The 3,689-nt window shown below is 48.6% G+C and carries 2 protein-coding genes; both read left to right on the forward strand.

Annotation, left to right across the window (positions count from 1 at the left end; translation table 11 throughout):
- The first annotated feature begins 404 nt into the window (after positions 1–404).
- Positions 405–3,158, forward strand: a complete 2,754-nt coding sequence (gene ppdK / locus LUQ50_RS00005) for a pyruvate, phosphate dikinase (RefSeq protein ID WP_300034226.1) — start codon at positions 405–407, stop codon at positions 3,156–3,158.
- Positions 3,159–3,271: 113 nt separating this feature from the next.
- Positions 3,272–3,689: helix-turn-helix transcriptional regulator (locus tag LUQ50_RS00010; RefSeq protein ID WP_300034229.1), on the forward strand; the 418-nt coding region annotated here is incomplete at its 3' end.

Below are 3,689 nucleotides of genomic sequence, written 5' to 3' on the forward strand. Positions count from 1 at the left end.
GACCCAGAACTTTTATTAATTTTCTGTTTTTAATTCGTCCATTTCATCATCTTTTTATTGATGAAATATGGTTCACAGAATCATAAATTGAAAAGGTTATATGGTTCTATGATGAGCCTATAGCAGACGTGAGATCCGGATCGATCACATATCTACCCAAGCGGGGAACAACCGGGCTTATTATCCGGGTACTATCGATAGTAAATCAAGCGTTGTCTCTGTATTTTTCTCTGCAGCAGGTTTTTGGAACTGAATGTAGGATGGATATGCTCCAGATATCCGATACTACGGCTGAAGGGTCTTTTTTGGCAGAGGGCAAAATCCTATCGCCTTTTTTCATGCCAGTGACCAGTACAACATACCGAATGCGATTCAACATCATATCGAGTTAATAGGAAAATATTATGAGCCGGAAATGGGTGTACGATTTTACTGAAGGTGACGGGAAGAACAAAAAACTCCTCGGAGGGAAAGGAGCAAATCTGTGTGAAATGACGCAGATTGATCTCAACGTTCCTCCGGGTTTTGTCATAACCACTGAGGCCTGCCTGGCCTATCTGGATGATCCAGAACGAAAACTCCCTGAAGGAGTACTTGATCAGGTACATGCTAGCCTTGCCGAGGTTGAGAAAAAGACCGGACGAACCTTTGGTGGAAGAGAAAAACCATTATTGGTCTCGGTCAGGTCTGGGTCAGCCATCTCCATGCCTGGGATGATGGACACCATCCTGAACCTTGGTCTCAACAGCCAGACTCTCCTGGGTCTGATCAATGGTACCGGAAATGATCGGTTTGGATACGATGCCTACCGCAGGTTTATCCAGCTCTTTGGCAAGGTTGCACTCGGTGTTCCGGATGAGAAGTTTGATGCTGAGTTTGAGGCAGTAAAGCAGAAGGCCGGTGTAAAACACGATGTTGATCTTTCTGCAACCGACCTTAATGAAGTATGTGAACGGTTCCTGAAGGTGGTTCAACTCTGCACCCACAAACCATTCCCTGCTGATCCCTTTGAACAACTTGAGATTGCGATCAAAGCGGTCTTCAATTCATGGATGGGCAAACGTGCTGTGGATTACCGCCGTGAGTTTAAAATCACTCCGGAGATCGCAAATGGTACAGCCGTGAGTGTGGTCACCATGGTCTTTGGAAACATGGGGAATGACTCTGCCACAGGGGTAGGGTTTACCCGTGATCCCGGCACCGGTGAGAATGTGATGTTTGGGGAATACCTGGTGAACGCTCAGGGTGAAGATGTGGTTGCCGGTATCAGAACACCCAAACCAGTTGCAGCCATGGCTGAAGAACTTCCCAGACTGTTTGGCGAACTGATGGAACTTCGCCGCAAACTTGAGGGCCACTATAAGGAAGTGCAGGACTTCGAGTACACCATTGAAAAGGGTATCCTGTACTGCCTGCAGACCCGGAATGGGAAGATGAATGCAGCTGCGCTCGTTCGCAGTTCGGTGGAGATGGAGAAGGCAGGGCTTATCGACAAACGTCAGGCTCTTCTGCGTATCAATCCGGAAATATTGAACCAGCTCCTCTTCCCCCGTCTTGATCCAAAAAATTCGAATAAACCGGTTGCTAAAGGGCTGCCGGCATCACCAGGGGCAGCCATCGGGATTGCGGTTTTTGATGCAGACCGGGCTGAAAAACTCGGAAGAACCGGTGAGCGGGTTATCCTGGTAAGGGAAGAGACCAAACCTGAAGATATTCATGGCTTCTTTGCATCCCAGGGGATCCTTACCAGCAGAGGGGGAAAAACCTCGCATGCTGCGGTGGTAGCCAGGGGAATGGGAAAGCCATGCGTTTCAGGAGCTGAAGGGATTGTCGTTGATATCCAGATGCGGGTAGCCAGGGTCGGTGATTATGAATTTAGTGAGGGAGATCTGATCACGATCGATGGAACCACCGGTTTAGTGTACCTGGGGGATGTTCCAATGATCGAGACAGAGTTCTCAGACGAACTTAAGATCCTGCTCTCCTGGGCTGATGACGTAGCAACGCTCAAGGTCATGGCTAATGCAGACACCCCTGATGATGCCCAGCGTTCCCTGAAATACGGTGCTATGGGTATCGGCCTGTGCCGGACTGAACGTATGTTCAACGGGGTTGAACGGTTGCCGATCATGGTGGAGATGATCATTGCAGAGACCAAAGAGGATCGCAAGGTTGCCCTGGGAAAGCTCCTCCCGATTCAGCGTGAGGATTTCAGGCAGATCTTCGAGGTTATGGCACCCAGGCCGGTAACAATAAGACTGCTTGACCCTCCGATTCATGAGTTCCTCCCGACCGAACGCCAACTGGTTGATGAGATCAGTGATCTCCGGAATCTGAGGGACACCATCAAGGGCATGCGGGTTCTTTCTGATGCAGTTACTTTCATGAATATCTCTCCAGGCACCGGACATCTGGTTCAGGAATCAACCGATCCTGAACTGGTAGATGCGGTAATTGCCAAGAAAGAGACGATGCTCAAGAAAGTCCGTGCCCTGCATGAGGTTAATCCGATGCTCGGGCACCGCGGTGTCAGACTTGGACTTACCTTCCCGGAGATCTACGAGATGCAGATCCGGGCTATTCTTGAAGCTGCGGCAGAATGCCAGAAAGCAGGTGTCGAGGTACACCCCGAGATCATGGTGCCCCAGGTTTGCACTGCTCAGGAACTTAAACGGGTGAAGGAATGGGTTGAAGAGATCCGGAAAAGTGTTGAAGCAGCAAATGGTCTAACACTGGTCTTTAAATTCGGGTCCATGCTTGAGGTTGTCAGGGCATGTATGCGGGCAGATAATCTTGCTGAAGAGGCCGAGTTCTTCTCATTCGGAACTAACGATCTCACCCAGGCAACCTTCTCCTTCTCGCGGGAAGATGCTGAAAATAAATTCCTGCCGATGTATAACATGAGTAATATCCTTCAGGATAACCCATTTGAAGTTCTTGACGTTAAAGGAGTCGGCAGGCTGATGAAGCAGGCAGTAAAATGGGGACGTCAGGTCAGACCTGATATGAAGGTAGGGATCTGCGGTGAGCATGGAGGGCATCCTGCCTCAATTATTTATTGTCACAACATCGGTCTGTCCTATGTTTCATGTTCAGGTCCCCGGGTTCCGATTGCCCGACTCGCTGCAGCCCATGCAGCACTTCTCGATAAAGTCTGATATATTATGCCATTTGAGGCATTCACTTTTTTCTGGCTAAATCCAATGTTCTGACCGCAGCTCAGAGAGAAAAACCATATCTCTCTGATGCATACTATAACGCAGAATTGGTGATGACGAATAATACGATTCAGGCAAAACGGGATCCGGAATACCTGATCGAGATGAGTGAGTATCTCAACGCACTTGCGAATCCCACACGCCTTCAGATTCTATCCGCACTCGAGATTAAACCTCTTGAACTGAAAGAGATTACAACCATCACTAAAACCAGTTATGAAAATATTCGTAAACATCTGGATAAACTGGTTCTGGCAGGTCTTGTAAGAAAAGATGCGGGAATGAGTTCAGAGACCATGACCGGTGTACATCCGGTATGGAAATATTCACTTGCTCCAGGAGGACTGGAAGCGATCATCACCAACCTTTCCATGTTTTCAAAGGTCACCCTCACCATCACCCATACTGAATTAGCGGAGCAACTAAAAACGGTCCGGTCAGAACTTGCTGATCAGTTCGGCCAGAAGTCTC

This window comes from Methanospirillum sp. (genome assembly GCF_028679455.1).
Taxonomy (GTDB): domain Archaea; phylum Halobacteriota; class Methanomicrobia; order Methanomicrobiales; family Methanospirillaceae; genus Methanospirillum.